This is a genomic window from Nostoc sp. CHAB 5715, assembly GCF_020829685.1.
GTDB lineage: Bacteria > Cyanobacteriota > Cyanobacteriia > Cyanobacteriales > Nostocaceae > Nostoc.
The window spans coordinates 1-4,458 of the sequence record NZ_JAIVFR010000647.1 but is presented as its reverse complement, the minus strand read 5'-3'; the positions used below and the strand labels follow the sequence as shown (position 1 = coordinate 4,458).

General features: G+C 42.7%; 5 protein-coding genes. 2 read left to right on the top strand and 3 right to left on the bottom strand.

The features are described from left to right. Positions 1-614: serine/threonine protein kinase (locus LC574_RS28155; RefSeq protein ID WP_229456957.1), on the top strand; the 614-nt coding region annotated here is incomplete at its 5' end. Positions 615-989: 375 nt separating this feature from the next. Here LC574_RS28155 and LC574_RS28150 read toward each other — a convergent pair. Continuing rightward, positions 990-1,742 (bottom strand): alkaline phosphatase, encoded by a 753-nt coding sequence (locus LC574_RS28150; protein ID WP_229456956.1) that lies wholly within the window; start codon positions 1,740-1,742, stop codon positions 990-992. A 472-nt stretch (positions 1,743-2,214) separates the two neighbouring features. Between LC574_RS28150 and LC574_RS28145 the strand changes: the two genes are divergently transcribed. After that, the gene (locus LC574_RS28145; RefSeq protein WP_229456955.1) at positions 2,215-2,973 is read left to right on the top strand and encodes a hypothetical protein; all 759 of its coding nucleotides are present in this window, start codon (positions 2,215-2,217) and stop codon (positions 2,971-2,973) included. A gap of 215 nt (positions 2,974-3,188) precedes the next feature. Here LC574_RS28145 and LC574_RS28140 read toward each other — a convergent pair whose 3' ends face one another. Continuing rightward, positions 3,189-3,950, bottom strand: coding sequence for a DUF6748 domain-containing protein (locus tag LC574_RS28140; RefSeq protein ID WP_229456954.1), 762 nt, complete (start codon positions 3,948-3,950; stop codon positions 3,189-3,191). A gap of 154 nt (positions 3,951-4,104) precedes the next feature. After that, entirely contained in the window at positions 4,105-4,455 is a 351-nt protein-coding gene (locus LC574_RS28135) for a hypothetical protein (protein ID WP_229456958.1), read from the bottom strand. Positions 4,456-4,458 lie beyond the last annotated feature (3 nt).

Here is a 4,458-nt window from a genome sequence, read left to right as displayed (position 1 = left end):
ATCCGATCAAAGTCAAATATCTTCCACAACCCTGGGGATTGCTGGGCAAAGGAAATTATGCCGCAGTTGTTGATCACCCTGACTACCCTGATTGTGTAGTGAAGATTTATGCTCCAGGACGACCAGGATATGAAGAAGAAGTAGAAGTTTACCGTTGTTTAGGTTCTCATCCGGCATTCTCGGAGTGTTTGTATGCCGCAGATGGTTTTTTAGTCTTGAAACGGCTTGATGGAACAACACTCTACGATTGTATGCACTTGGGTTTACCAATTCCTCAGCAGGTAATACAGGACATCGATGAAGCTTTGGACTATGCTAGAAGTCGCGGACTCCACCCTCAAGATGTCCACGGTCGTAATGTTATGATGCACCAGGGTAGAGGGTTAGTTGTAGACATTTCAGATTTCATGCATCTTGAAGCCTGTTCAAAGTGGAATGACTTAAAAAAGGCTTATTACTGGTTATATCGTCCCGTGTTGCGCCCACTTCGATTGCGTGTGCCATACTCTGCTTTAAATATGCTCCGCAAAAGTTATCGTCTGGCAACTTCATTCAAAACTTTTTGTTGTCAATTAGTCTTAAAATTATCCTATTTTAAATATTTAAAACAGTAGCTAATATACCGTGAAAGTGTGGGATAGCGAATGTACTGTTGGGCTGAAGCATCTACGGTCATTCAACTATCTGCCGCAGAAGTGTCAGCAGGTTCAGGAGATTAGCGGTAAGCGAAGCCATGCCGTTAGGCTTATCGCATTTCACGGGTACATTTTAGCACGTTGGAGGAATTGGTGCAGAGGTTTATGGAATCGCTGGGGAAGCTGAAGCGGGCTTATTTGACATGGCCATATTCCCTGCCTCAACTGGGGCGTGAGCCTACGTTGGGCGGGTACAACGGGAATACTCTGTTACTTCATCGGGGAGTAATGGAGTGCGATTACACTTTTTTACTTTTGCGTATTCAAATATTTGAATACGCAAAAACTTAAACACTAGTCTAATTTGGCACCTGGATGACCATTCTCAACAACAAACGAAGCAAAGGTGTATACAGGCGCATCTGGACGACTTACAGTTGTAACAATACGCAGGTCAGTCTGCCAACGCTCATAGTTAAGGTTGACTCGGAAGTAGCCTCGGCGATCGCCATCAAAGAACTTAATATGGGGGTTTTCTGGAATCTTCGGGCCGTAGTAGGGGCCATAGACATTGGCATCACCATTGCTAGTAATTGAGGGAGTCACAAACTCCGTAGCCACTGTTGGAGAGTTAGAAGCCTTAAAGTCGAGCTTGAGGTCATTGACAAATGTAGAATGCCAATCCCCAGTAATCACCACTGGGTTAGAAATCTGGCGGCTGGCGATGTGACTTAAAACACGATTACGTGCAAGGGGATATCCATCCCACGAGTCGTTCCAAAAGATTTCGCCTGGGCCGACTTTATGATCTAGCTCTGCCATCAGCACCTGTTGGGCAAGTATGTTCCAACGTGCTTGAGAACGGTCAAGACGGGTTGCCAATGCCACGCCCCGTAGCACAACTTTTCTCATGTTTTCATCCAAAGCAACTTGCCACCGTACTGGCACATTCACCTGCGGCATACCGCCACCATTTAATGGCGATGGAGCCAGCCGCGTCCATAGCACTACACTATCTGGTAAAGGATCGCCGGAAGCAACACCAAGGCTGAAGGGATAGGCAGAGGGAAAAAACTTACTGCAACTTCTCCCCTGCTCCCCGCCCATCTCTTCAAGCAAGGCGATGGCTGCGCCAACGCCAAGGGCGAACGCAAGTCGATTGTTTCATCCAAGGCTTGCTTGACCATTTAATGAAATTCAAAATTCACGCATTCAAAATGCTCTCATTAAAAATAAATAAAAATTTTGAATTAATTGTCCTTCTCAAGAGAGGAGACGCACTCGCGTTCGAGTCAGAGCAAGCACTGATTTTTTAAATCAGTGGTCTACAATCACCTGTAAGGGTTTCGAGCAAGCTAGAAGTGCAATTTTGAATTAATAATTTTGAATGCGTGAATTGTTTTGACTTGCTTGTTGAGAGCCTTGGTTGCCTGCTTAGTCAGCTACTGTCCAAAAACCATCTGTCAAATTATTTAAATATTTAGTATTTATTATTGCACCTAAGAGCGAGGGAATTACAGAATTAGGTTTCTAAACTGATATTTGTATTTTTGTGAAGTTATCGCAATCAAATTTCCTCATGACAACCAAAACAGAAAATCAAAGCCATCACAGTGCAAGCAATCAAGAAGCTACCAATAAAGCATCTCAAACAATCAATGATGATTGGAAGCAAAAGCTAGAAGAATTACAATCTACGCTCAGTGATGATTTATCTACTTTATCAAGTGAAGATGCCAGCAACTTAATTGATGAATGGTATAACTTCCTGCACAAGGCTAAAGAACCAGAAGTCAAAGAAATTGCAAATCAATTAAAACAACTTAAACAGCACCTCAAGAGCAATAAGGCTACCGGACATGAAATTAGCGAAGTGCTGATAGAAATTGGTGAGCAAACAGCTAACTTTGCATCAGATGCAGAAAAAGAGATTAGAACTCCTGTGCGGAGATTGGGCAAACAATTAACTAAAGTTAGTAACTCTTTAGGTAAAGCCGAAGAGCATGAAGAGATTGAAGAAATCGACTCTGCAATCGAAACTTTGGAAGAAGATTTAACTCAAGTTGAGACTGACGTAGCATTAGGCTCTATTGACAAGTGGTATAATTTGCTGCACAAATCAGATAGCGAAAGTTTGCAAGAGATTGCTAATGGGTTGAAACAACTCAAACAAGTCTTAAAGCACAAAAATCCTAAACCATCCGACATTAGCCCTATCTTAGAAAAGCTAGGAGAACAGACAACTACTGTAGGGCAAGAAGCAAAAAGAGGCTTTAAAGGCCCGCTTCCGAGACTAGGTAAATTATTATCTAGAACTGGTAAATCTTTAGCCAGTTAAAGTTGAAAAATTTCTGCCCAATCAGTTATGGGTGTTCTGGTTGGGTAAAGAAGGTTGATCTTTTATAGGGCTATGCAATAAATCAGTATTCTCCCCCTCAAGCTTCTGCTCACACCTGCCCTGACCCTGATTCCAGTTGAGCTTTCCACATTCATACTGCTATGGGCGATCGCACAGTTTCAGGATGAGCCAGTGGCAAAGATAACCTTATTTCTTTATTTCGGTTCCACTCTCAAATAAAATTGTGTAACCACAAACTTAGTATCTCTCTTGGTTGGATCTGAGTTGCCTACTACCTCAGTTTTACCTACAGCAATCAAACCTTGACGGAAAATTTCGCTTGTTGCTGCGTCAAGTTGTTTTTGTGTTGCACCCGTTTGACTCAAATCGATTGACGAGACTTGAGAAATCCTCAGTTTATTCAAAACCAGTTGATTTGTTGAGAAGCAAGGAGTTGTGATGCAACGAATGCCATTGTCTTTTAGTCCCACAAAAGTACCTTTTGGTGGGGCATCTGTAGCAGCATAGAAGGCTTCTTTAACTCTCAAGTTCCCAAACTCACCGAATGGGGCAAATTCCACTGGAACTATGCTACCTCTGAGAATCACACGGCTACCATCATCATTTTGAATTTTTACCAGTTGGTAAGGTGAGACTTTCAGGGAACTCCAATCAATTGCAGACACATAACATTCGGAGCGAAAAACACCATCCAAGCAAGGAGTAGCTTTCAAGTTGACTTGCTTGATAAAATATCCACCGCATATTGGAGAAGCACATCTGCGAAAATCTCTCCGTATCGTGTAATATCCCCATTGGGGAAACTCTTGATTTTCGACAGTGATGGCAACAGAATCAGTAGTGTCTGGAGCAGAAATGTCCTGAGCATGTATCTTCGGGTAAAATCCGAAGCTAGCTAGAATTGCACCGAATAGGAGAATGAGTCGGTATTTGTAGTAAATTGATTTTTTGCTCATGGTCTCTTGAAATTTTGTTTAAGGGTTATAGTGCTGTACAGTGACAAATTAAATGGCGTTGAGACAAAGAAAGTGTTATCAAGCTTACGTGTAACTCGATGGATGGGCTGAGGTAGGAAGCCCATCCTACCGCGCTTGAGTGCAAACGACATTCTTATTTCTGTTTACAGCTTGCGGTAAGTTCTACATTGTAGAAAGTCCCTGGTTTGGGATTAATTGAACGCAACTGCTGGATAAAAGCATTAAATGTTGTATTGCTTGTGCCGAAGCCAGCTTCAGCACAAGCAGATAAACCTCCTTCGATGGGAATAGGAGATCCGACTCTGGGACTATATACAATGAATTTATCGATGGTGCTAGTGCCGACTGCAAACCCGATAACCTGGCGAATTGTTCGCAAAGCGGCATTATCTAAGGAGCCACCAATACTGCCAATACTGATATTAACCGCACGACTTTCAGCAAATGCCGGCGCACTAATCGACAATACTGCCCCGACAATAATGAA